Raw genomic sequence first — 23,155 nt, forward strand, 5'->3', positions numbered from 1 at the left:
TTTTTTCTGTATAAAGTACAAATCATTGTCATTACTGTAACCTCCGGCATTTTTAAATCCACTGTAAACTTCATTTCAGTAACATTAATGAATGCATATTGCATGAAAAGTTGATAAAAATAGCTTAGAAGATTTAAAGCGAATAAAAAAATCGAAGTGCTGCTGCACACTTCGATTTTTGAGCAATATTTTTATTATGCTTCACGATTATCCATTTGTGTTCTTAAATATGCTTCAATAAATGGCCCAATTTCTCCGTCCATCACTGCATTCACATTCCCTGTTTCTTCATTTGTACGATGATCTTTTACCATTGAGTAAGGATGGAATACATAAGAACGAATTTGGCTTCCCCATCCGATTTCTTTTTGTTCACCGCGGATTTCAGCCATTTCACGTTCTTGTTCCTCTAATTTCAGTTGATACAATTTGGATTTCAACATTTTCATTGCTGCTTCACGGTTTTTAATTTGAGAACGTTCATTTTGGTTATTTACCACAATTCCAGTCGGATGGTGGGTAATACGGATTGCTGATTCAGTTTTGTTAATATGTTGTCCACCTGCACCAGACGCTCTGAAAGTATCTACTGTAATATCATCAGGATTCACTTCGATTTCAATCTCATTATTACTGAATTCAGGAATCACATCACAAGATACGAATGACGTATGACGACGGCCTGAGGAATCGAAAGGTGAAATACGCACGAGACGGTGTACACCTTTTTCAGCTTTCAAATAACCATACGCATTATGTCCTTTAATGACTAGCGTTACACTTTTAACACCCGCTTCATCACCCGGCAGATAATCTGCGACTTCTACTTTAAAGCCTTGTTGTTCAGCATAACGTTGATACATACGCAATAACATACTTGCCCAGTCTTGAGATTCTGTACCCCCTGCACCTGGATGCAATTCTAAAATTGCATTATTCGCATCATAAGGACCGTTTAATAACAATTGCATTTCAAATTGATCGAGTTTCTCTTTGAAGCCCATTGCTTCTTCTTCTAAATCTGCCTTTAAATCCTCATCAAATTCTTCTTGAAGCAATTCATGTGTTGCTGACATATCTTCTAGTTCTGCTTCTAAATCTCGATAGCCATTCACCACATGTTTCAATGCATTATTTTTATCAATAATTTCTTGCGCTTTATTTTGGTCATCCCAGAAATTCGGATCTGTCATCATCTCTTCATATTCTTGGATGTTTGTCTCTTTTTCCTCTAAGTCAAAGAGACCCCCTAAGTTGATTTAATTTTTCTTCATAATTAGCGAGATTACGCTTAATTTCGGATAATTCCATAATCATATCTCTCCAATTCCAGTTTAATTTTCCAGACTACTCTATTATTTTAGCATATATCCATATTTTTGTCGGATTGAAAAAAGACCGCTGACAGCCCTTAGAAAGATAACCCAATTTCAATTGAGTATCTCTCTTAAAGCTATTTAACAGTGGTCCTAATACAACTTACTATTTACCGCAGCAATTTTTATACTTTTTACCGCTGCCGCACGGACAAGGATCATTTCTGCCGATATGATTGTCTTTAACAACCGGTTGTGGTTTTACTTTTTCTTTTCCATCTTCAGCTGAAACATGCTGGCCTTGATATTCTTTCGCTTTATCACGTTCAATATCATCATCTACTGTGATAACAGACTTCAAGATATATTTGCTGACGTCTTCTTCAATATTGACCATCATTGTATCAAATAATTGATGTCCTTCATTTTGATAATCACGAAGCGGATTTTGCTGTCCATATGAACGTAAATGGATACCTTGACGCAATTGATCCATTGTATCGATATGGTCTGTCCATCTTCCATCAATAGAGCGTAATAAAATCATACGTTCAAATTCATTAAATTGCTCTGGGATATTTGCTTTTTGTGCTTCATAAGCTTTTTCAACTTTAGCCCATACCACATCAAAAATATCCTCAGGGTCTTTACCTTTAATTTCATCTTCTTTTACATCGCCTTCATGCAAGAAAACGTCATCCACAAAATTAATAAACGGTGTATAGTCTACTTCATCTGAATCTTCATTGATATAGTATGAAATCGCACGATCTAACGTAGAACGCATCATCGTAATAACTAATTCAGAACTTGATTCTGAATCGATAATGTTATTACGCTCACCATAAATAATTTCACGCTGCTTACGTAAAACTTCATCATATTCTAAGATACGTTTACGCGCATCAAAGTTATTACCTTCAACACGTTTTTGCGCAGATTCAACTGCACGAGAGACCATTTTAGATTCAATCGGTGTAGAGTCATCCATACCTAAACGGCCCATCATTTTTTGCAGACGTTCAGAACCGAAACGTACCATCAATTCATCTTGTAATGATAAATAGAAACGGCTTTCTCCTCGGTCACCTTGACGACCGGAACGACCGCGCAATTGATCATCGATACGACGAGATTCATGACGTTCTGTACCGATAACAGCAAGACCGCCTAATTCTTCAACACCTTCGCCTAATTTAATATCAGTACCGCGACCAGCCATGTTTGTTGCAATTGTTACTGCACCTTTTTGACCAGCTGTAGATACAATTTCAGCTTCACGTTCGTGATTTTTAGCGTTTAAGACATCATGACGCACACCACGTTTTTTTAATAGTTGTGAAATGTACTCACTTGTTTCAACCGCTACTGTACCTAAAAGAATCGGTTGGCCTTTTTTATGTTTTTCGACAACATCCTCAACAACGGCATCGAATTTACCTTTTTGACTGATGAAAATCAAGTCAGGTCTGTCTTCACGTTGAACAGGACGGTTCGTTGGAATTTGTGTAACGGTCATATTATAGATGTTGCGGAATTCTTCTTCCTCAGTTTTAGCAGTACCTGTCATACCTGCTAATTTATTGTACATACGGAAGTAGTTTTGGAATGTGATAGAAGCCATTGTTTTAGATTCATTTTGAATTTGTACACCTTCTTTAGCCTCGATTGCTTGGTGAAGTCCTTCAGAGAATCGACGACCAGGCATTGTTCGACCTGTAAATTGGTCGACAATCAATACTTCTCCATCTACAACCATGTAATCTACATCTCGTTGCAATGTATAGTTAGCGCGTAATGCTGTATTGATATGTGTGATAATATCAACATTTTTCAAATCATATAAGTTATCTAATTTGAACATACGTTCTGCTTTATCAGCACCTTGATCTGTTAATTGTACTGATTTTGTTTTTTCATCATAATTATAATCATCTTCTGCTTTCAGCATTTTAGCAAAAACATTCGCTTGTGTATAAAGTGATGTTGATTTTTCAGCTTCCCCTGAAATAATCAATGGCGTACGTGCTTCATCGATTAAAATAGAGTCAACCTCATCAATGATGGCGAAATGAAGCGGACGCATAACACGTTCTTCTGAGTAATTCACCATGTTATCACGTAAATAATCGAAACCTAATTCATTATTTGTACTATACGTAATATCTGCATTATAAGCTTCGCGCTTTTGTTCTGTAGATAAGCTGTTCAAGTTTAATCCGACTGATAAACCTAAGAAGTTATATAACTCAGCCATTTCTTCACTTTGAGAACTTGCCAAATATTCATTGACTGTAATAACGTGTACACCACGTCCTGCTAAAGCATTTAAATACGTAGGCATTGTTGCAGTTAATGTTTTACCTTCACCTGTTCTCATTTCTGAAATATCACCGTTATGAATGGCAATACCACCCATGATTTGGACTGGATAAGGTGTCATATTAAACACACGTTTCGCCCCTTCACGGACAAGTGCAAAAGCTTCTGGCAATATTTCATCTAACATTTTATTTTGTTTGATTACATCTTCTTCTGCTTGCAATCTTTCTTGGAATTCTTTTGTTTTATTTCTAATTTCTTCATCAGTAAGAATCGACATGTCTTCTTCTAATGCGATTACTTTGTCGGCTTGCTTACTTAGGCGTTTGATTTCTCTTTTATTGCCGTCAACAATTTTTGTTAAAAAACCCATTCTGTTCGCTCCTTTGGTATAAAAACTGTTTGGCTTACAACAATTTATCTTACCATTTATATGGCTTAATTTATACTTAAAAACTCATAGGATACTGTTCATTATTTTTTAATAAACTGCCTCGTTGTAATTATCAAGATGTACTTCTCACAGTTTCATTTATTTTTCGTTAACATCATGTGCCACTTTAATTTCACAATGATATGCCGTGTTTTAATACAGCTTTACTTTAATAATTGTGAACTTAATACATCCCTCTTATTTTGACACGTACACCCCTTGTAAATCAATCAATTGCGTTTTTATTAATCAAATCTTAATAAGTGTTCTTCAAAAAAAGAAACTCTTGCAGCAATGCAGCAAGAGCTCTTTTAAATACCACATATTAATTTTCAAGAGTTTCAATCAAACCATATTTTCCGTCTTTTCGACGGTAAACAATACTTGTTCCATCAGTTTCACGGTCGTTGAAAATGAAGAAATCATGACCAAGTAAATCCATTTGTAATACCGCTTCTTCAGAATCCATTGGTTTCAAGCTGAATTGTTTAGAACGGATGATTTCAATTTTATCATCTTTATCATGATCAGCATCTGTTTCCGGCGGAGTTTCCGGAGTTGCTGGGAACGGTTCATGTTCGCTTTCTTGACGTTTTTTACGATTAACACGTGTTTTGTATTTACGAACTTGACGTTCTAATTTGTTAGTGATCAAGTCAATTCCAGCATATAAATCATCGTTTCTTTCTTCTGCACGAAGTGTCACGTTTTTAAGCGGAATTGTAACTTCGATTTTTGTGCTAGAATTTGCATAAGTTTTCACTTTTACATGTGCATTCACATTCGGCACATTAGTGAAGTAACGTTCAAGTTTACCAACTTTGTCCTCAATGTAATTACGGATTGCGTCTGTAATAGTGAGGTTGTCTCCATGAATTTCAAATCTAATCATAGTAATCGACTCCTTTAACCTCTATATGTGTTGTTATTGGTAATGCTCACTATTATAATAACATGTTTACACTACCTAACAAAAGTAAATACATCGACTTTTCCTATTTTTCTGATAAATAACTTTTCAGCTGCTTGATGTTCTGACACACCTGTTGTATAAATATCATTCACGAGTAATATTGTCTTATTTTCAAGGTTTAAAGCTTGAGCTTCCGACGTTAAATAAAATAGATTTCTCTTTTTATGATATGCAGTTTGGTGTTTTATATTACTTTCAGACTGGCCGGTTGTACCAAACAAATCAACAAAAGGGATTTTCTTTGTTTTTAATACTTGTATGACTGGATTAAATGTACTTTTTACATCATCTTTTGCTGACATAGGAATTGGAACAATATAATCATGCCGCTTTTTCGGGAAATGAATTTGCGCTGCAATTACTTCACATAACGCAACATCTCCTCCGTTTCGATATTGGTGAAAAACATCCTTTATAATACCTTTATTGTAATACTCGCAATAAAGTTGATTGATTAATGTGAAGTGCTGTGCTAATTTCATGCAATCTCCGCATTTTGTCTCATGAGTTGTTAGTGGTTTAAGACATTTTTTGCAATAGCTTTCTTCATCCATATTTTTAAGTTTCTTTTTATTAAATATAAGACATTGTTCCCACCCTTCTCGACATTTTTCACATAATATCTCAGGTTCCCGATAAAAATTGACAGCCGTCAAAGGATCCGCAAACTTCTGTCTGCACTGCAAGCACCTAGGCATCTAGCCACCCCTTTTCAATACCAATACGGTTCATTTGTTGAATTTGATATTTCGCACGCATCATACTGAGCGAAACACCATTATGCAGATATAACACAAGACCTTTAGTATCTTGTATCTTCCTGCCCGTTCTCCCAGCAATTTGTACTAAAGCAGCAGTCTTAAAATCTTGGCTGTTCAGCACAATGACATCTAAATGCGACATCGTGAATCCCCGCTCTAAAATGGTTGTCGTGAAAACAACAGGATGACACCCTTCTCTTAGCGCTGTGACTTTATCAAAACGCAATGCATCTTCGCTATGGACATAAATCAAATCTGGAATATGCTTACGATAAACTTCAAAAGCTTGTTTCATGGCTTCAATATGATTAAAAAACACAAGGGTATAACGGTTATTGCTGATTTGTTTTTTCAATATTTGAAGTAAACTGACCTGCAGCTTAGAAGGCTTGAACTTTAAATATTTGTATTGCGGAACAGGAAGCGGTTGACGGTGATAACGTGCAGGGAGGGTAATAATATTTTCAGTTTTGAATTGTGAACGTAGTTTTTGTGAAGGTGTAGCTGTCATATATATGTGGCTTGAGGTAGTACTAGAAGCACATTCTAATGTGTGCTGGAGTAATGGATCCATTGAAAGCGGAAAAGCATCTACTTCATCTATAAAAATGACATCGAAATGTTGTTTGAATCGATAGAGCTGATGAATGGTTGCAACTACAAAATGTCCATTATATTTTTGAGATTGTCCTTGATAGAGTACATCGATATCTTCAGAAGCAAAAGCTTCAGCAATCCGTATACTGATTTCAACCACGACATCTACCCTTGGCGAGACAATAGCTACGTTATATCCTTGTTGTCTAGCATATTGTATGCCTGCAAACATCATCTCAGTCTTGCCTGCTCCTGTGACGGCATATAAAAGCAAGTTCTCTTTAGCTTTAATAGCACGTATAATGTTTTCAGATGCGTATGTTTGTTGGGCAGAGAGTTCGAAATCCAGTTGATATGCAGCTTGGCTTGAGACATGCTTTGTTTTAGTGATGTAAACATCCGAATGAGAATCCATACGTCCTAATTGCAAGCACTGTCTGCAATAAGTGATTTCTTTTTGAAGCGGTTCAGAATAATAAGTATAGTAATCTTCGCTTACTGCACTTTCGCATTGAATGCACTGCCACCTTCCTTTTTCATTTTTTATCACGCCTTTTTGAGTCGTTTGAATTTCTTCATCTGTTAAATCTTCTTTATTACGTATTAATCGGCCATAATACTTAATTTCAATCATTCCTTTTATGTGATTTCTGGATGTAAAAAAGCAGACCGAAACACTTGTATCCCAAGTATTTCCATCTGCCCTATGATGAAAAATTATTTTTCTTCTGGTGAATTTGCTAATGTTGCAATATGTTTATTTGTAAATCCTAATGCTACGCTTCCAACACCTAAGTGTGTTGCGATAACAGGTGTAAATTCTGAATAATTGATTACGTAGTTTGGGTAATTTTCTTTTAAATGGTTATATAATCTCAAACCATCTTCTTTAGCATCACCATTTACCACAAATAAAGTGACATTCTCATAATCTTTCACTCTGTCTAAAACACCTTGCTCTATTGTTTTAATGGCACGTTTTTTAGTACGTACTTTATCTAAAGGTAAAATCTTTCCATCCACAAATTCTAAAACCGGCTTCATCTTCAACAATGAGCCAATAAAAGCTTGCGCACCTGTAATACGACCGCTTTTTTGCAGATTTTTCAAATCATCTACCACTACTAAAGCACCCGTGTATTCGCGCATCTCTAATAATTCATTCATGACTTCATCAGCAGTTAAACCTGCCTCAACACGTTCTGCAGCGTAAATAACATAACCGCCTAAGATCATACCTGACAATTTAGAATCAAACGTATGAACATTGATGCCTTCTACCATTTCACCTGCTTGGGTTGCAGCTTGATAAGTACCACTGATGCCATCAGATAAAAACAAACCAATGACATCTGTGTAACCTGCATCACGCAGACGTTCATATTCTTCTATTACATTACCAATTGCCGGTTGACTTGTCGTAGGCAATGTTTTTTCACTTTTCATACGACGATAAAGTTCAGAAGCATTCAGCTCTTTACCTTCTATATAGTTATCTCCGTTTGCAAATGTTACGCTAAGCGAAACGACTGAAATATTATATTTGTCTAATAAACGCTGAGGCAATGATGTTGTGGAGTCTGTCATCACAGCAATCTTCATAAGAATCCTCCTAAAATATACTCGCTTTTAATGATACCCTATTTCATAAAAAAAGAAAATTGATTTTACTGTTTAGAAAACTTCTTGCAGACATGTATAATGAGAAACAAGAGTTGAACTTATAAAAGGATGTCATATTATGGAAAATAATATTATTACAATTAAGCAAGAATATATTATCGAAAATACAATCAACAAATCACGTTTTATTGCACATATCAAACCTGTCAAAACAGAAGAAGAAGCAAAAGCTTTTATTGATGAAGTTAAAAAAGAGCATCGTGAAGCCACACATAATTGTTCTGCCTATACAATCGGCGATAATATGCTTATTCAAAAAGCCAATGATGATGGAGAACCGAGCGGTACCGCAGGCGTCCCGATGCTTGAAATTCTTAAAAAGTTAGAAACGCACGATACTGCTGCGGTGGTTACACGTTATTTCGGCGGTATTAAATTAGGCACAGGCGGCCTGATCAGAGCTTACAGCGGTGCAGTCAGAGATGCTATTAAAGAAGGCGGCCGTGTCGAATTACGCAATGCTTTTCCCACTACCGTTACAATCAGCTATGATTTAACCGGCAAACTTGAATATGAATTGCAATCTACTGACTTTATTTTGCGTGATACAGTGTATACCGACAAAGTAAGTTATAAGATTGATGTACTTGAAGATGATTTTGATGACTTTATTAATTTCTTAAATCGTATTACTGCTGGAAAATATAAATTAGAAAAAGGCGAAGCCACACGCCTACCTTTTGATATCGAAACAAAATAAAAATTGCTGGAGTTCTCATTAGCGAGAATTCCAGCAATTTTTATTCTTCTTCATGATTTTGATGTCTTTTTTCTAATAATCTCAAGAAAGGACGGTAATTATCATCAATCAATCCTGTAAACTCAACAATCAATTCAATTGTAATCAGAATGAGTATCAGCATCATGATTACACCCCAAGGTTGAGATAAATACAAGATGACACTGGAAATACTGAATAAAATAGCAATTGAATAAATAAGTACTACAGTTTGTCGATGTGTATAACCAAGCTTCAATAGTTTGTGATGTAAATGAGATTTATCTGCCTGCATAATTTTTTGACCTTTTTTAGCACGGCGAATCATCGCGAAAAGTGTATCGATAAACGGCACCGCAAGTATCACAATCGGGAAAAATAAAGAAAAGAACGTAATATTTTTAAAACCTAAAAGTGATAAAAAGCTAATAATAAAACCGAGTTGCAACGAACCGCTATCGCCCAAGAATATTTTTGCAGGGTGGAAATTATAGAATAAGAATCCGATAAGCGAGCCGATCATGACACTGCAAATCATAATAATGAAAATATCGGCTTGCAAGATGGCAATAAATCCGATGGTCATAAATGCAATCGTTGAAACGCCTGCTGCTAAACCATCTAAGCCATCAATCAAATTAATCGCATTTGTAATAGCGATAATCCAAAAAACAGTAATAGGCACACTTAAAATTCCAAAATGAATCGTACCGAACGGTAATTGGATAAAGTCAATAGTAACACCATAATAAACAACAACCAAAGCAGCAATACACTGCCCTAACAGTTTGAGTATCGGCTTCAAATTGTATACATCATCTATCAATCCGACTAAATACATGATGATAGTACCAAGAATCAGCGGGATTACTTCTCGCTCAATTGGATGCCCAATCCAAATGCCCAGCATAAATGAAAAGAGAATAACCGTGCCCCCTAATACAGAAACAGGTTTAGTATGTACTTTTCTGAAGTTAGGTTTGTCCATGATATCTAACTCTACGGATATCTTAATGACAATAGGTGTGAGTATTAAACTGACAATCATTGAAAATACTACAAGTAAAAGTGTTATCATCTATCTTCCATTGTCAAAATCATTTCAACAACCCTTTATAAAGTATATTAATTTTAAGACATTAAAATATTATAAATAAGGATTTTAATCGGTGGTTGCAGGTCCTTTGACAAGGGGACCTCCTTTCATTTAACAAATTGTTAAATAATCTAATAACTTATTCTAACACGAAACAGAGTGAAATGTATTCTAAACCAATAGTATATTACTAGGTTTTAGATGACAAAATGTATATTTTCACTTACAATAACTAAGTGGTAAAACAAAGGAGCAGATGAATATGATTGAAGCTATCATTTATAATATTTCTGTTACCGTTGCAGGAATCTATCTCTTTCATAGGTTGCAATATTCAGAAACGAAACAAATGAAATTTTCACAAACCTATGTCACTATTCTAATGACTGTGGTAGCACTTTTACTTGCTGCCTATCCAATTCCAGTCCATGATTATTTATTATTTTTAACATTCGTGCCGCTGCTCTTTCTAGGTCGCTATACTAATGTATTTTTCACAATGGTATCTGCAGCGATTATCTTTATCGTCGATGTTTTTGTATATGGCGATCCATTAGCATATAATATTGCTTTATTGATTATTGCACTTGCAGTCAGTGTTATCGGACCGTTTATTAAGCAAAATGATATTGTTTCTTTGCAAATATTAAATGCAATCAGTTTAATTATCTTAAGTATTATCTCCATTATTACTAAATTTTATACTTTGCAAGAAATCATCTATTTAATTCCAATATCATTTGTAGTCACAATTGCATCTTCTATTACTTTTGTAGATATTTGGCGTTTCTTTACTTTAGTTCAACGGTATGAAAGCGAAGATCGTTATGATTATCTGACAGGTTTAGGAAATGTAAAAGAGTTCGACCGTTATTTGAATAAAATGACAGATGAAGCGGATGAAAAATCAACAAGTTTAGGATTGCTTTTAATTGATATTGACGGTTTTAAAGATGTCAACGACGCTTTTACACACCGTTCTGGAGATGCTGTACTCAAACAAATTTCACAGCTCTTAATCAATTATGTCCCTCCAAACGTTCGTATATTCCGAAATGGCGGAGAAGAATTTTCAGTAGTAGTACTTGGTTATTCTCTAGACCAGAGTGTAAAGTTAGCTGAAAGTATACGTGCAGGTGTTGAACAATCTACTTTCCACTTGCCAGATAAAGAAGTCATCAAATTATCAGTATCAATCGGTATCGGTTATCTCACAGCAGATGATTATAAATCACAACGTAAAGTATTTAAAGATGCAGACGACATGTTGCATATGGCCAAAAATGAAGGTCGTAACCAAGTTATGTTTAATCCGATTGTTAAATCTTAAAATTGAAATTATGAAAAGGCTCAATTCTTATAGAATTGAGTCTTTTTAATTTCGCTTCTTTTTAACTCCCCGAGTTTTTTGTTGACTTATTGATAATACTTTCTTTTTCAATTGTATTTCAAACTACCCAGTTCTATTGCAACTTTAAAGTGTTCCTTGTAAACTTTTAGTATCAACTATACAAACAAGAAGGAGAACTGCAAGGTGCCTGAAGAAGCAATTACGATAATTGATGAAAATAAAGTTATAGATGTAGTGATGACTGCAGGAAAAATATTATTGGAAAGCGGTGCAGAAACTTACCGTGTAGAAGATACAATGTCTCGCATTGCGTATAGTTATGGTTTAGATAATACAAATAGTTTTGTCTCGAATACTGCTATTATCTTTTCTTTGAATGATCGTACAAACACGCGGTTAATTCGCGTTCGTGACCGCACAACCGATTTAGAAAAAATTGCACTCGCAAATAATATTTCTCGTAAAATTGCTAAGAAACAACTGTCTATTGATGAAGCAAAATCTGAATTAATCCATTTAGAACATGCTTCTTTGCAATACTCGTATTTAACGAAGTTCATTGCAGTATCTATTGCATGTGGTTTCTTCTTATTTATGTTCGGTGGAGTAGCACAAGATTTCATTTACGCTATTATGGCTGGTGCTGGCGCTTATCTGACTTTTGATTATGTGCAGCGTTTTATACAAATTAAATTTTTCTCTGAGTTTATTAGTGCTATTGTAGTTATCGGTGTTGCTGCTATTACCCATAAACTCGGATTATCTGTAAACCAAGATATTATTACCATCGCTGGTGTCATGCCGCTGGTTCCAGGTATTTTGATTACAAATGCCATCAGAGACTTGTTGGCTGGCGAACTACTTGCTGGAATGTCGCGCGGTATGGAAGCTGCTTTAACTGCATTTGCAATCGGCGCAGGTGTAGCAATTATCTTACTCTTCTTTTAGAAAGGCGTGTTTAAAAAATGATTTCACAATATATCTTTCAATTTTTGATCAGTTTTTGTTCAACATTGCTGTTCTCAATACTTTTTAATGCGCCGCGTAAATTGCTGCCTGCATGCGGTTTCGTAGGAGCAATGGGGTGGATTATTTATGTCATTGCGATGGACATGAATACTGGTAAAGTTGCAGCATCATTTCTTGGAAGCTTTATTTTAGCCGTTATGAGTCATACAATGAGCAAACGTTATTTCCAACCTGTAATTATCTTTATCGTTCCTGGTATTATTCCGCTTGTACCAGGAGGAGCAGCATACGAAGCAACACGATTCTTAGTTACGAATCAATATACACATGCTGTAAATACCTTTTTGGAGGTAACATTGATTTCAGGCGCCATCGCTTTTGGTATTTTATGTGCGGAGATTGTTTATCATATACATAATCGTATTAAAGCGAATTATGGTAAAATGAAAGGCAAGTCATATCAAAAGCAATTCAATATGAACAATAGAAGTTAAGGGGTGCATAAAAGTGAAAGAAGAATTAATCGACAGACTTAAACGTTATGCCGAGATTGATACACAATCTGACCCAGATTCAGAATCTACACCTTCTACAGAGAAACAGTGGGATTTATTGAATCTACTTAAACAAGAACTGGAAGAATTAGGGTTGCAAACTGACATAGATGATAACGGTTATTTATTTGCAACATTAGAAAGCAACATTGCTAATGAAGTGCCGACAGTCGGTTTCTTAGCACATGTTGATACTTCACACGATTTCAATGCTTCAAATGTAAAACCGCAAATCATTGAAAATTACGATGGCAAACCGATTCAACTAGGGAACACTGATCGTGAATTAAATCAAGATGTCTTCCCTGCTATGAAATCAGTAGAGGGACATACATTAATGATTACAGATGGTACATCATTACTTGGTGCTGATGATAAAGCTGGTGTTGCTGAAATTATGACAGCATTAACATACTTAGTAGAGCATCCTGAAGTGAAGCATGGTCGTATTCGTGTTGCATTCACACCTGATGAAGAAATCGGCCGCGGCCCTCACAAATTTGATGTTGAACGTTTTGATGCTGATTTTGCTTATACAATGGACGGCAGCCAATATGGCGAATTGCAATTTGAAAGTTTCAATGCTGCTGAAGCGACTATCACTTGTCATGGTGTCAATGTACATCCGGGTTCTGCTAAAGATGTAATGGTAAATGCCATTAAATTAGGAGAACGTTTTGACAGTATACTTCCTGAAGATGAAGTGCCCGAAAAAACAGAAGGTTATGAAGGCTTCTTCCATCTCATGAACTTTAATGGTACTACGGAAAAAGCACAATTAAAATATATTATTCGTGATCATGACCGCGAACGTTTTGAAGCACGCAAAGCATGCTTATTAGAAATTCGCGATCAAATCAATACAGATTATAATAATAATCCTGTTGAAGTCGATATGTATGACCAATATCATAATATGGCAGAAAAAATTAACGAAGTCCCTGAAGTGATTGAAGTACCAAAACGTGTCTTCAAAAAATTAGGCATCGAACCAAATACTGAGCCTATTCGTGGTGGTACAGATGGTTCTCAATTATCATTCATGGGCTTACCAACACCAAACATCTTTACAGGTTGCGATAATTTCCATGGTCCATTCGAATATGCTTCTATCGATGTAATGGAACGCGCAGTAGAAGTTATTTTAGGAATAGCTGAAGAGATTGCTCAACCGACTGATAACTAATTCGATATAATAAAGGGCGGAAACACATAGTTCAGTGTTTCCGCCCTTTGCTATACTCAGGTAATTATGATTTCTTATTCACATCAAATTGTGCTTTTAATAATTTAAGCGCTTGGACTGCATAAAATCGAATTTGGATACCTGCTTTGAAACTTGTATAATGTTCAGGCATCTCCATAAATAAATTAAACATACCTGTCACACCTAAAGCTTCATAACGGTCAAATTTATCATTTGTCGCATTAATCGCAATACAAGGTTTTTGATATTTCGTTGCTAATTCTGCAATACGCAATGTTGTCGTTTCAAGTAAATGATCTGCTTCATTTATCCCTTCACCAAACATCACCAAATCAGCTTGTTCAATCAAATCTTCCAAATGTGTAATTTGGTCTACAAGATTATGACTCGTTAAAATTTCCGCATCATAAAGTGCTGCAAATATAGCTGCTACACCGCCTCCAGCACCGCCGCGTTCTACTGTGCTTGTGACTATATGTGCTTCGTTTTTCAAAATTTCACTGAAATACCATACTAGATTATCAATAGTTGCCGCTTCTTCACGTGTAATATCTAATAACGGATAAACTTGCATAATTTCACTTTGTTTGCCATACATCTTACTCGCAAAATCTGACACCAGTTGAATACGTACTTGCGCCAAACGCGGATGTAAGTTTGATAAGTCGACATGGCGGATATATTTAAGGACTTCAGCACCTTTTCTCGTATCAATCGGTTGACCTTCATCATCATAATATCTTGCGCCAAGAGCTTGAAGCATGCCGGCACCACCATCAAAACTTGCAATATTACCTAAAGAAATCACTAAATGTTCTGCGTCATTGTCTAATGCTCTAGAAATTAATTCGCCTAATCCATAACTTGAACGCTTGCCGATTGGTTTTTCACCTTGTAAAAACAAGTCAGCTTCAATTACTGTCATACCATTTTCGGTTTTGCCATATACGGCTTCTACTTGATTCATATCTGCGTTATGTACCATTTCACGATACTTCGTACCTGATTGCCACAAGAACACAGAATCCATTAATTCATGGCGACCATTAAATAGCGGTACCTGAACAATGTCTGCATCTTCAATTTGACTTGCAACCGCTTCTTCTACATAGCGGTTAGCTTCATAACTTGAAACGATACCATTAAATTCATCCATCGCAACTAATACTCTCATCTTGTCACCTCAAATAAAGTTTCCCAATGTTTTTTCATACGATTCACTATAATATTATACAGACCTTATTTAAAAAAACCTACTGTAACGCCCGACTGACACTGCTAAAAAATAAACTCCAAGCAATAGCGGATACGATCGATACTGTTCTTTAAACTTCAGACCTGCATCCATTCATTGCTTGGAGTTGCGATTTCATATTTATGCTTTTGTTATTTGTTAAGACATTGGACTTTCAATTATTCTTCAGCTTGAGCTAATGAAGAAACATTAATATCATCATGACTCGCATGCCATTTCACTTTGCCATCTACAAAATAAAAAGCTTGCGGTGATTCATGTTTAACCCCTGTTTCTTCCTCAATATAATTTGAAAGATCTCTTTGTTCTTGTACCACTAAATAATAGCCAGCGATATCGCGTTCATATAAAAATTTGTTGAATTGATCATATGCATTCGCAGAAATCGGGCAAGTGTTACTGTGTTTCAAAATAAATACATCTTTGTTGTCATTGATTACCTGTTCGAACTAGTCAATCGAAGTCAGCTTTGTAGCCATTCTATTCACCTCTAAAAATATTTATCACAATTAAGTGATAGTCCCTTTATTTTTTCACATTTCAATGTGTCTAATTATACACACTTTATATTTCAATGTTAACCGAAATACTAATATTTTTAATCCATTTTCTTAATAATTCTAATTTACATCCTCTTTCAATCGCTTCAATGCTTTATTGTAATTTTTATGATACTCACTTAAATCTTTCCCTGTTAGAGGCAATTTATTCATATCATATTGCTCTAATTTTGTACTGATATCAATCGTTTGCTGTCTTGTTTCATAGTAATTCTGCAAACTATAATACATTTCTATCGCACTTTGACGTGCTTTTGTCGTTTCATTATCAGTCACCGTAGATTGATTTAAATCTTCTATCTGTTTTGAAATCAAAGGTTCTATTTTATCTTTGATGACCACTTTAGTTTGCTTAGGATCTTCGGCATCCAGATATTTTTTAGCTACTTCTTGTAATTTTTTATTATTATCTTTCAATTTGCCTACCAATGCATCTGCACTTTTATTTTCGCCCGCTTTCTTTGCGTCTGCTACTTTAATTTCTAATTGTGCTCTTCGTTTTTCAAATAAACGCGTGTAATTCAAAATATCTTCATTCGTTTTAACAGATTGATTACAAAGTCTGATATAATCTCTATCTTTTTTCAAAGCTTTTTCTTGCTGATCTACTTCTTTTAAATATTCTGTTCTTAATTGCTTCACAGCTTTCGTGTCAGCTGGAAGTGAATGTGCGGCTTCTTTATATGATTTAAAGGCTGGCATTAATTTCTTATCCATATCCTTGCTCATCTGCTCAAAATCTTCTTTATTTCTATCTGTTAAATCTGACTTGCTCAGCTCGTTCAAACGATTCAAATGTATATCATCCATTGTCTTTTTAACATGGTCTTGTTTTTTATCTACTTCAGACATTGACTGTTCGAATTGATTTAAATCAGACTGAGTTCTATTGCCGCATGCAACTAATGAAAATATTGCACAAACCAGCAAAAACGCCAGAAGCCATGGTTTCATGCTCGTTCACTCCTGTCTGTTTTTTAATTTATTTTTTAATGTTTGAGTATGCCCGTTTCCATATTATAATACCTATAAGACTTTTACAAAGGACGGTTAAATATGTACACACAGACACAACCCCTCATTAGTGATGCGAACTTATTAGTAGTGTATCATAATCTTTTTGAAGACTATCATGATTTATTGTTGGGATTATTAGATACACCTGTAAAAGCAGTGCATCACATTGGCGGGACAGCCCACTTCAAATATCCTACTGAACCGATTTTAGATATTTTGGTAGGTGTCAATAACTTGCACGACATTACAGCATTAGATGAGAAACGCTTAAATTATGCCGGTTTTTACCGGATTCATCACCAATATAAGAAAAAAGTAATGATGGTCAAGTTTAATAATATGATTGATTTAAAGCAAGAAGTACGCTTGCATATTCTGCAAATCGAATCTGATATGTACAATCAATATCTTCAAATGCAGCGAACATTAAAAGAAGAAAAACAGCTTACACAACAGTTCAAAACAGAAAAAGAAATTCTGCATGCTAAAGCGTCTTCCATTCGTGATTATGAAACACAAAAAGAAATTTTATTTAAAAAATTATCAAAACAAATGTATGATTAATCGTTATTTTGTTTTTCGCATATTGGCGTAATCATTGCTATAATAAGTAAATGAAAATAATTGAAAGGGAGTTCTTTCATTGCATAAAGATGACATCCTAAAGGAACTAAAAAAAGTTCTGCCAGAAGAAATTATTAAAGTAGATGAACCATTAAAACGATATACGTATACACAAACTGGTGGTAATGCAGACTTCTATTTGAGTCCAACTACAAATGAACAAGTTCAAGCAATCAACCACTTGGCAAGAATGAATAACATTCCAGTCACGTATCTAGGCAATGGCTCGAACATTATTATCCGTGAAGGCGGTATTCGCGGTATCGTCTTAAGTTTATTATCTATGGATTACATTAAAGTTGAAGATAATGTGATTATTGCGGGAAGCGGTGCAGCGATTATCGATGTCTCTCGTAAAGCCCGTGATCATGCCTTAACTGGTTTAGAATTTGCATGTGGCATACCTGGGTCAATAGGCGGTGCTGTATTTATGAATGCAGGTGCTTATGGCGGTGAGGTCCGTGATTGTATCGAGCATGCAGTTTGTGTCAATGAACGCGGAGAAATCGTCACATTAACACGAGACGAGTTAGAACTTGGTTACCGTAGCAGTATTGTTCAAAAACAACATTTAGTTGTGCTTGAAGCATCTTTTAATTTAACACCTGGCAATCAAGAAGAAATCCAATCTGTGATGGACGACTTAACAAATCGTCGCGAAACAAAGCAACCGCTGGAATACCCTTCTTGCGGCAGTGTTTTCCAAAGACCGCCAGGACACTTTGCTGGTAAATTAATCCAAGATTCTGAGCTTCAAGGTCATCGTATCGGCGGTGTGGAAGTATCGAAAAAACATGCCGGATTCATGGTAAATGTAGACAACGGTACTGCCACTGATTATGAAGATTTAATACATCACGTGCAAAATGTTGTTAAAGAAAAATTTAACGTAGAATTACATCCAGAAGTACGTATTATCGGCGATCATCCAGAAGGACATCGTTAAGGATTTTCATAAATGACTGAATATGATCATAACGGTACACCTATTGTACATGGTATCGATTTAGACGATGAAACACGATGCAGCCACTATCATACACCAGTTGATGTAGTAGCGATGCGCTTTAAATGCTGCGATAAGTATTACGCATGCATCCATTGTCACAATGAATGCGAAGACCATGAACCAATACCTTGGTCTAAAGACGAACAAGATACATTAGCTGTGATGTGTGGTGTCTGCAAATATGAAATGACTATTCATGAGTATGTACATACTGATCAATGTCCGAATTGCAGCGCAGCGTTTAATCCGAGATGCGAAGCGCATTATCATCATTACTTCACTTTATAAAATCTCATAAAGCTGAAATGACTTAAACGTTGTTTCAGCTTTTAAATTTGTTTTAAAAGGAGGACTTGAATTGGAACGGAAAGAAAATTCACACAAAGGTCTCAAAACTCTCAAATACTTAGGTGATTTATTTTTAATTTTAGGAGTCATCGCGATAATCGTCCAGATTTTTAGTGACATTTCACACCGATTCACAACTAAATTAGTTTTACCGCAATTATTTTTGTTAGTCGCAATATTTCTCTATCTTATTTTCAACATCCTTATCAAAAACAAAAAAGCAATACTGATAGATATCGTAATTTTCATTTTTATTTTATTGGTTATAGTTTTTTAATTCCAGGCATTAATAAACAATAGGATGGCTCAAAGAATACATATTCTCAATAAATATCTTCTCATAAAGAAAAACACCAATTCCCTTTAATTCATTCAGGCAATTGGTGTTTTTTTACAGAGATTTAAGCCCCCATCGAAATCTCTTTCAACTTATAGTTATTCTACAACTTTTTTCAATTCATCAATTTGTTTCATTGTTGTTGTAGTTGAACCTGATGCGAAATACCATAATTTTGGATCAAGCTCATAAACTTTATCATCTTTGATCGCTTTAACATTTTTAATAACAGCATTTCCTAATGTTTGTTTCGCAGTCGATTTTTCTCCAATTGCTTGACCACGGTCCATCGCTAAAATAACATCAGGATTTTTCTCGTTAATATATTCATTTGTAACGTTTTGACCATGTGAACCTGCTTTAATATTATTATCAGCTGGTTTGAATCCTAAAGTGTTGTATACAAGACTACCGAAACGTTCTTTAGGACCATATGTTGATAACTCACCTTCGTTAACAAGTAAGTACATAACTTTTTTGTCAAACTTTTTCGTTTTGTCTTTCATATCCGCAATTTTATCATCTAAGTCTTTATTCAAATCTTTGGCTTTATCTTCTTTATCGTAGATTTTACCTAAGTTTTCAGTATTTTGTTTCATTGATTTCACATAATCTTTATCATCTGCACCTACATATACTACTTTAGCTTTCGGTGCTGCTTTTTTGAATTCATCGATATTTTTTTGATTAGCTGTTCTGCCAGAAATAAAAATTACTTCTGGTTTAGCTTGTGCTACTTTATCGAAATTCACTTCTTTTAAAGAACCTGTGTTGATATATTTATCATCTTTAAATTCTTTTAAGAAGTCAGGTAAAGAGCTGTTATTTTCACCTTTAGGCATACCTTTAACTTTGTCAGCTACTCCTAATGCTTTTAATGTATCTAATGCACCATAATCTAAGACAATCGCATTTTTAGGATTTACTGGCACTTCTACTGTGTCTTTCACTTGCTTAGCATCACTGCCTTTTGGATCTTTACCACTTAACTCATAATTGTTTTCAACTTTAACTGTTTTTTGTTCTGACTCGCCTTTTTTAGATTCATCCTTTGATGAGCTGTCATTGCTGCATGCTGCAAATAAAAACATAATACTAATTAATAAAAATAAGCCTAGTTTCTTCATTTTTTCCCTTTTCCTCCTAGAATATGTGTGGTTCCCATCTTATATAGCCGCGATAAAATCGGCATCACCCCTCTCAAAGTTGTCGGTTTAATCGTAATAAAGACAGATTCTCTGCCCTTTTACAGATTCTATTTGTACGTCCATGTCATACAAACATTTCAATGTTTCTGGTTGTATCACTTCATCTCTAGGTGCCGCTTTAATCAATTGTCCATCTTTCATCGCAATGACATCGTCTGAATAACAAGACGCAAAGTTAATGTCATGAAGAACGATAATAATCGTTTTGCCGACTTCACGTGTCAACTGACGCAGCGTTTTCATAATTTGCACAGAATACTTCATATCTAAGTTGTTCAAAGGCTCATCAAGCAAAATATATTCTGTATCTTGTGCAATTGTCATCGCTATATATGCACGTTGTCGTTGACCACCAGAGAGCGTTTTTAAGTTTCGATTTTTGATTTCTTGTAATTGAAGCAAATCTAACGCTTCGTTAATTTTATGTTTATCTAATTTAGTTAAACGTCCTTTGGAATAAGGAAAACGTCCGAATGCAACAAGCTGTTCTACAGTAATATTCAATTCTGTATGGTTGGTTTGTTTCAAGACTGAGAGTTTTTTTGCAATCTCATTACTTTTAAACTGCTCAAGCGATGCATCTTCAAGTTTGATGTCTCCAGAATCTACATCAATTAAGCGGCTGATTGCAGAAAGTAAAGTACTTTTACCTGCGCCATTCGGTCCAATTAAAGAAGTAAGACGTCCTTTTTGAATCGTCACATCAATCGATTGCAAGATAGGTTTGTCTTGAATAGATTTGTTCAAATTTTCAACACTGATCATTGCGCATTCCTCCTACTAATTAATAGATAAATAAAGTACGTGCCACCGACTAGGTTAATCAAAATACTAACTTCTGTTGTTGCTTCAAAGAGATGTTCTACTATCCATTCAGCTGAGAACAAACTAATCCAACTTAATAAAATTGTAGCCGGCAATAAAAACTTATGTTCATATGTTTTCACAATTTCGTGTGCAACATTGATAGTTAATAATCCTAAGAACGTGATGGGCCCTACAAGTGCTGTCGCAATGGCTGTAAGGAGTGCGACCATAATCATTAATAAGCGCGTTACTCTTGTATAATTAACTCCTAAGTTTATCGCTTGTGCTTTTCCTAATAATAGAACATCAAGGTACGGTAAAATTCTGATAGTTATAATAATGAGTACTAAGAGTCCAATTCCGCATACGGCTACTAATTTTTCATTTGAAGCGTTGAAGTTCGCAAACATCGAACTTTGGACTGCTAAAAACTCTTCAGGATTAATGACTAATTCTAAAAATCCAGTAATACTTCGGAAAAAGGTTCCGAGAATTACTCCGATTAAAAGTATAAAGTACACTGAAAAATTGCCGTATTTAAATATAACTTGGAAAAGTAATAAAGCGAATAATATCATCGCGACGAGCGTTAAAGTAAAATTCAAGTATAAGTTTGTCACTGCAAGCGATTGCACACCAAAGACAAAAATAAGCAATACTTTGATAAACATATAGACGGCATCTAGGCCCATCATAGAAGGTGTCAACAATCTATTGACTGTTATCGCTTGGAATATAACCACAGATGTACCAATTGCCGCGCCTACTAATATCATCAAAATTAATTTACGCACACGACTTTGCAGTTGATATGCTAAAATGTCCCAATCTATTCCAAGAAATAGATAAAGTACGCCTGTGATGATTGTAATTGCGATAAGTATGAGTAATTTCGTTGTCAGATGATTAGCTTTCATAGTTGCGGCTTCCTTTCAACAACATCACTAGGAATATAAATGTGCCGAACACACCGAGTGTGAGTCCGATATTAATTTCATAAGGATAGACAATCAATCTTCCGAGTATATCTGAAAAAAGTACGAAGATTGCACCAAGCAACACTGTATGCGGCAGCGCGTGCTTCAAATGATCGCCGCGATAGATTGAAACAATGTTTGGAACGATTAAGCCTAAGAAGGGGAGTGCTCCTACTGTTACAACGACTAAAGCCGTCATTGTTGCTGTGATTGTAAGACCGAACATCATAATTCGTTCATAATTGACACCTAAATTATGACTGAAGTCTTTGCCCATTCCAGCGATTGTAAAATAATTTGCGAACATATATGTAACAATGAGTAATGGTACGCTGAGATACAGGATTTCATAACGTCCGCTGGTAATAATAGCAAAATTGCCATTTAACCAGTTGCCAATACTTTGAACAGCGTTTGTGCGTAATGCGACAAAAGTTGTGAGGCTGGAGATGATTCCTCCGATCATGATTCCGAGAAGCGGAACGAAGATGACGTCTTTAAAACGAATGACTTGTATCAACTTCATAAAGAAAAATGTTCCTGCAATACTTAATAACATTGCGAATAAAAGCTTTATCAGAATGTGTGCGTGCGGGAAAAACACAAGTGCAATTAAAATACCGAGCTTCGCCCACTCCATCGTTCCTGCAGTAGTTGGGCTGACAAATTTATTCTGCATCATCTGCTGCATAATTAAACCTGCTAAAGCAAGAGAACTACCAGATATGATAATGCTGACTGTTCGAGGAATACGACTTGAAAATAGAATATTACGTTGTTCTGCTGATAAATGGAACATATCTGCCAATCCTAGTTGGCTGACACCGATAAATAAAGATAAGATGCTTAAGACAATAAAAATTAAAAATAATACGGGTCCCCGCATCAGCTGCCTGATAATCATAATTTACTTTAATCCTTTCTACTGTTGTGTTGAATATGATTACTCACAACTGTTGTGAAACTGATAATCATTATCACTTAATATCTATCGTATCATGGAAAAATTTTTTGGCAATAGATTTTTAGACTT

General features: G+C 35.2%; 22 protein-coding genes. 8 read left to right on the forward strand and 14 right to left on the reverse strand.

All coding sequences use genetic code 11. From position 1 onward, the window contains the following. Positions 1 to 194: 194 nt before the first annotated feature. From prfB to fakB1, 6 genes are all read right to left on the reverse strand, one after another. Positions 195 to 1,311, reverse strand: a protein-coding gene (gene prfB / locus A4G25_RS05660) for a peptide chain release factor 2 (protein WP_103163129.1) whose coding sequence is annotated in 2 segments (ribosomal slippage) — positions 195 to 1,238 and positions 1,240 to 1,311 — 1,116 coding nt in all. Because the reading frame shifts where the segments join, the coding sequence is not laid out codon by codon here. Positions 1,312 to 1,482: 171 nt separating this feature from the next. Beyond that, complete coding sequence (gene secA, locus A4G25_RS05665; RefSeq protein WP_047132689.1) at positions 1,483 to 4,011, reverse strand: preprotein translocase subunit SecA; 2,529 nt, start codon at positions 4,009 to 4,011, stop codon at positions 1,483 to 1,485. A 385-nt stretch (positions 4,012 to 4,396) separates the two neighbouring features. After that, a complete protein-coding gene (gene hpf, locus A4G25_RS05670; protein ID WP_047132690.1) occupies positions 4,397 to 4,963 on the reverse strand; it encodes a ribosome hibernation-promoting factor, HPF/YfiA family in 567 nt (188 codons plus the stop codon). Positions 4,964 to 5,034: 71 nt separating this feature from the next. Continuing rightward, positions 5,035 to 5,742, reverse strand: coding sequence for a ComFC family protein (locus tag A4G25_RS05675; RefSeq protein ID WP_047132691.1), 708 nt, complete (start codon positions 5,740 to 5,742; stop codon positions 5,035 to 5,037). Next, the gene (locus A4G25_RS05680) at positions 5,735 to 7,036 is read right to left on the reverse strand and encodes a DEAD/DEAH box helicase family protein (protein WP_047132692.1); all 1,302 of its coding nucleotides are present in this window, start codon (positions 7,034 to 7,036) and stop codon (positions 5,735 to 5,737) included. The genes A4G25_RS05675 and A4G25_RS05680 overlap by 8 nt, the downstream gene beginning before the upstream one ends. Before the next feature lie 83 nt (positions 7,037 to 7,119). Beyond that, the gene (gene fakB1 / locus A4G25_RS05685; protein WP_047132693.1) at positions 7,120 to 8,004 is read right to left on the reverse strand and encodes a fatty acid kinase binding subunit FakB1; all 885 of its coding nucleotides are present in this window, start codon (positions 8,002 to 8,004) and stop codon (positions 7,120 to 7,122) included. Between the two features lie 139 nt (positions 8,005 to 8,143). Here fakB1 and A4G25_RS05690 point away from each other — a divergent pair, with 139 nt between their 5' ends. Further along, the gene (locus A4G25_RS05690; protein WP_047132694.1) at positions 8,144 to 8,785 is read left to right on the forward strand and encodes a YigZ family protein; all 642 of its coding nucleotides are present in this window, start codon (positions 8,144 to 8,146) and stop codon (positions 8,783 to 8,785) included. A 40-nt stretch (positions 8,786 to 8,825) separates the two neighbouring features. Here A4G25_RS05690 and A4G25_RS05695 read toward each other — a convergent pair whose 3' ends face one another. Further along, entirely contained in the window at positions 8,826 to 9,881 is a 1,056-nt protein-coding gene (locus tag A4G25_RS05695; RefSeq protein WP_047132695.1) for a glycosyltransferase family 4 protein, read from the reverse strand. Positions 9,882 to 10,161: 280 nt separating this feature from the next. Between A4G25_RS05695 and gdpS the strand changes: the two genes are divergently transcribed. The 4 genes from gdpS (at position 10,162) to pepT (ending at position 13,959) form a co-directional block, all read left to right on the forward strand. Further along, positions 10,162 to 11,229, forward strand: coding sequence for a GGDEF domain-containing protein GdpS (gdpS, locus tag A4G25_RS05700; protein ID WP_047132696.1), 1,068 nt, complete (start codon positions 10,162 to 10,164; stop codon positions 11,227 to 11,229). A gap of 258 nt (positions 11,230 to 11,487) precedes the next feature. Further along, positions 11,488 to 12,198, forward strand: a complete 711-nt coding sequence (locus tag A4G25_RS05705) for a threonine/serine exporter family protein (protein WP_047132778.1) — start codon at positions 11,488 to 11,490, stop codon at positions 12,196 to 12,198. A gap of 17 nt (positions 12,199 to 12,215) precedes the next feature. Then, a complete protein-coding gene (locus A4G25_RS05710) occupies positions 12,216 to 12,713 on the forward strand; it encodes a threonine/serine exporter family protein (protein WP_047132697.1) in 498 nt (165 codons plus the stop codon). A 13-nt stretch (positions 12,714 to 12,726) separates the two neighbouring features. Continuing rightward, a complete protein-coding gene (gene pepT, locus A4G25_RS05715) occupies positions 12,727 to 13,959 on the forward strand; it encodes a peptidase T (protein ID WP_047132698.1) in 1,233 nt (410 codons plus the stop codon). Positions 13,960 to 14,023: 64 nt separating this feature from the next. On the opposite strand, the gene A4G25_RS05720 is transcribed toward pepT, so the two are convergent. The 3 genes from A4G25_RS05720 to A4G25_RS05730 form a co-directional block, all read right to left on the reverse strand. Continuing rightward, complete coding sequence (locus A4G25_RS05720) at positions 14,024 to 15,154, reverse strand: glycerate kinase (RefSeq protein ID WP_047132699.1); 1,131 nt, start codon at positions 15,152 to 15,154, stop codon at positions 14,024 to 14,026. Between the two features lie 239 nt (positions 15,155 to 15,393). Continuing rightward, positions 15,394 to 15,672 carry a bacillithiol system redox-active protein YtxJ gene (gene ytxJ, locus A4G25_RS05725; RefSeq protein WP_232011969.1) on the reverse strand — a complete coding sequence of 93 codons (279 nt, stop codon included), beginning with the start codon at positions 15,670 to 15,672 and terminating at the stop codon, positions 15,394 to 15,396. Between the two features lie 183 nt (positions 15,673 to 15,855). Next, positions 15,856 to 16,749 carry an EMYY motif lipoprotein gene (locus tag A4G25_RS05730; protein ID WP_047132700.1) on the reverse strand — a complete coding sequence of 298 codons (894 nt, stop codon included), beginning with the start codon at positions 16,747 to 16,749 and terminating at the stop codon, positions 15,856 to 15,858. Between the two features lie 102 nt (positions 16,750 to 16,851). On the opposite strand from A4G25_RS05730, the gene A4G25_RS05735 reads away from it, so the two are divergent. The 3 genes from A4G25_RS05735 (at position 16,852) to A4G25_RS05745 (ending at position 18,733) form a co-directional block, all read left to right on the forward strand. After that, positions 16,852 to 17,376 (forward strand): GrpB family protein, encoded by a 525-nt coding sequence (locus A4G25_RS05735; protein ID WP_047132701.1) that lies wholly within the window; start codon positions 16,852 to 16,854, stop codon positions 17,374 to 17,376. 79 nt (positions 17,377 to 17,455) lie between these two features. Next, on the forward strand, positions 17,456 to 18,382 hold the full coding sequence (murB, locus tag A4G25_RS05740) for a UDP-N-acetylmuramate dehydrogenase (protein WP_047132702.1): 927 nt from the start codon (positions 17,456 to 17,458) through the stop codon (positions 18,380 to 18,382). 12 nt (positions 18,383 to 18,394) lie between these two features. Next, entirely contained in the window at positions 18,395 to 18,733 is a 339-nt protein-coding gene (locus A4G25_RS05745) for a CHY zinc finger protein (RefSeq protein WP_047132703.1), read from the forward strand. A gap of 495 nt (positions 18,734 to 19,228) precedes the next feature. Here the strand turns inward: A4G25_RS05745 and A4G25_RS05755 are convergent, their stop codons facing one another. The 4 genes from A4G25_RS05755 to A4G25_RS05770 all read right to left on the reverse strand — a co-directional run bounded on the left by A4G25_RS05755 (position 19,229) and on the right by A4G25_RS05770 (position 23,008). Continuing rightward, positions 19,229 to 20,257, reverse strand: coding sequence for a ferrated catecholamine ABC transporter substrate-binding lipoprotein SstD (locus tag A4G25_RS05755; RefSeq protein ID WP_047132705.1), 1,029 nt, complete (start codon positions 20,255 to 20,257; stop codon positions 19,229 to 19,231). Between the two features lie 87 nt (positions 20,258 to 20,344). After that, the gene (locus tag A4G25_RS05760) at positions 20,345 to 21,103 is read right to left on the reverse strand and encodes an iron ABC transporter ATP-binding protein (RefSeq protein ID WP_047132706.1); all 759 of its coding nucleotides are present in this window, start codon (positions 21,101 to 21,103) and stop codon (positions 20,345 to 20,347) included. Beyond that, positions 21,100 to 22,062, reverse strand: a complete 963-nt coding sequence (locus A4G25_RS05765; protein ID WP_047132707.1) for an iron chelate uptake ABC transporter family permease subunit — start codon at positions 22,060 to 22,062, stop codon at positions 21,100 to 21,102. Before A4G25_RS05765 ends, A4G25_RS05760 begins: the two co-directional genes overlap by 4 nt. Then, entirely contained in the window at positions 22,052 to 23,008 is a 957-nt protein-coding gene (locus tag A4G25_RS05770) for an ABC transporter permease (RefSeq protein WP_371093414.1), read from the reverse strand. The genes A4G25_RS05765 and A4G25_RS05770 overlap by 11 nt, the downstream gene beginning before the upstream one ends. Positions 23,009 to 23,155 lie beyond the last annotated feature (147 nt).

Origin of the sequence: Staphylococcus condimenti (assembly GCF_001618885.1) — a bacterium.
GTDB classification, from domain to species: Bacteria; Bacillota; Bacilli; order Staphylococcales; family Staphylococcaceae; genus Staphylococcus; species Staphylococcus condimenti.

Coding starts and splice junctions, on each gene's coding strand:
- secA (WP_047132689.1), bottom strand. CDS start 4,011: ATGGGTTTTTTAACAAAAATTGTTGACGGCAATAAAAGAGAAATCAAA.
- hpf (WP_047132690.1), bottom strand. CDS start 4,963: ATGATTAGATTTGAAATTCATGGAGACAACCTCACTATTACAGACGCA.
- A4G25_RS05675 (WP_047132691.1), bottom strand. CDS start 5,742: ATGCCTAGGTGCTTGCAGTGCAGACAGAAGTTTGCGGATCCTTTGACG.
- A4G25_RS05680 (WP_047132692.1), bottom strand. CDS start 7,036: ATGATTGAAATTAAGTATTATGGCCGATTAATACGTAATAAAGAAGAT.
- fakB1 (WP_047132693.1), bottom strand. CDS start 8,004: ATGAAGATTGCTGTGATGACAGACTCCACAACATCATTGCCTCAGCGT.
- A4G25_RS05690 (WP_047132694.1), top strand. CDS start 8,144: ATGGAAAATAATATTATTACAATTAAGCAAGAATATATTATCGAAAAT.
- A4G25_RS05695 (WP_047132695.1), bottom strand. CDS start 9,881: ATGATAACACTTTTACTTGTAGTATTTTCAATGATTGTCAGTTTAATA.
- gdpS (WP_047132696.1), top strand. CDS start 10,162: ATGATTGAAGCTATCATTTATAATATTTCTGTTACCGTTGCAGGAATC.
- A4G25_RS05705 (WP_047132778.1), top strand. CDS start 11,488: ATGACTGCAGGAAAAATATTATTGGAAAGCGGTGCAGAAACTTACCGT.
- A4G25_RS05710 (WP_047132697.1), top strand. CDS start 12,216: ATGATTTCACAATATATCTTTCAATTTTTGATCAGTTTTTGTTCAACA.
- A4G25_RS05720 (WP_047132699.1), bottom strand. CDS start 15,154: ATGAGAGTATTAGTTGCGATGGATGAATTTAATGGTATCGTTTCAAGT.
- A4G25_RS05730 (WP_047132700.1), bottom strand. CDS start 16,749: ATGAAACCATGGCTTCTGGCGTTTTTGCTGGTTTGTGCAATATTTTCA.
- A4G25_RS05735 (WP_047132701.1), top strand. CDS start 16,852: ATGTACACACAGACACAACCCCTCATTAGTGATGCGAACTTATTAGTA.
- A4G25_RS05745 (WP_047132703.1), top strand. CDS start 18,395: ATGACTGAATATGATCATAACGGTACACCTATTGTACATGGTATCGAT.
- A4G25_RS05755 (WP_047132705.1), bottom strand. CDS start 20,257: ATGAAGAAACTAGGCTTATTTTTATTAATTAGTATTATGTTTTTATTT.
- A4G25_RS05760 (WP_047132706.1), bottom strand. CDS start 21,103: ATGATCAGTGTTGAAAATTTGAACAAATCTATTCAAGACAAACCTATC.
- A4G25_RS05765 (WP_047132707.1), bottom strand. CDS start 22,062: ATGAAAGCTAATCATCTGACAACGAAATTACTCATACTTATCGCAATT.
- A4G25_RS05770 (WP_371093414.1), bottom strand. CDS start 23,008: ATGCGGGGACCCGTATTATTTTTAATTTTTATTGTCTTAAGCATCTTA.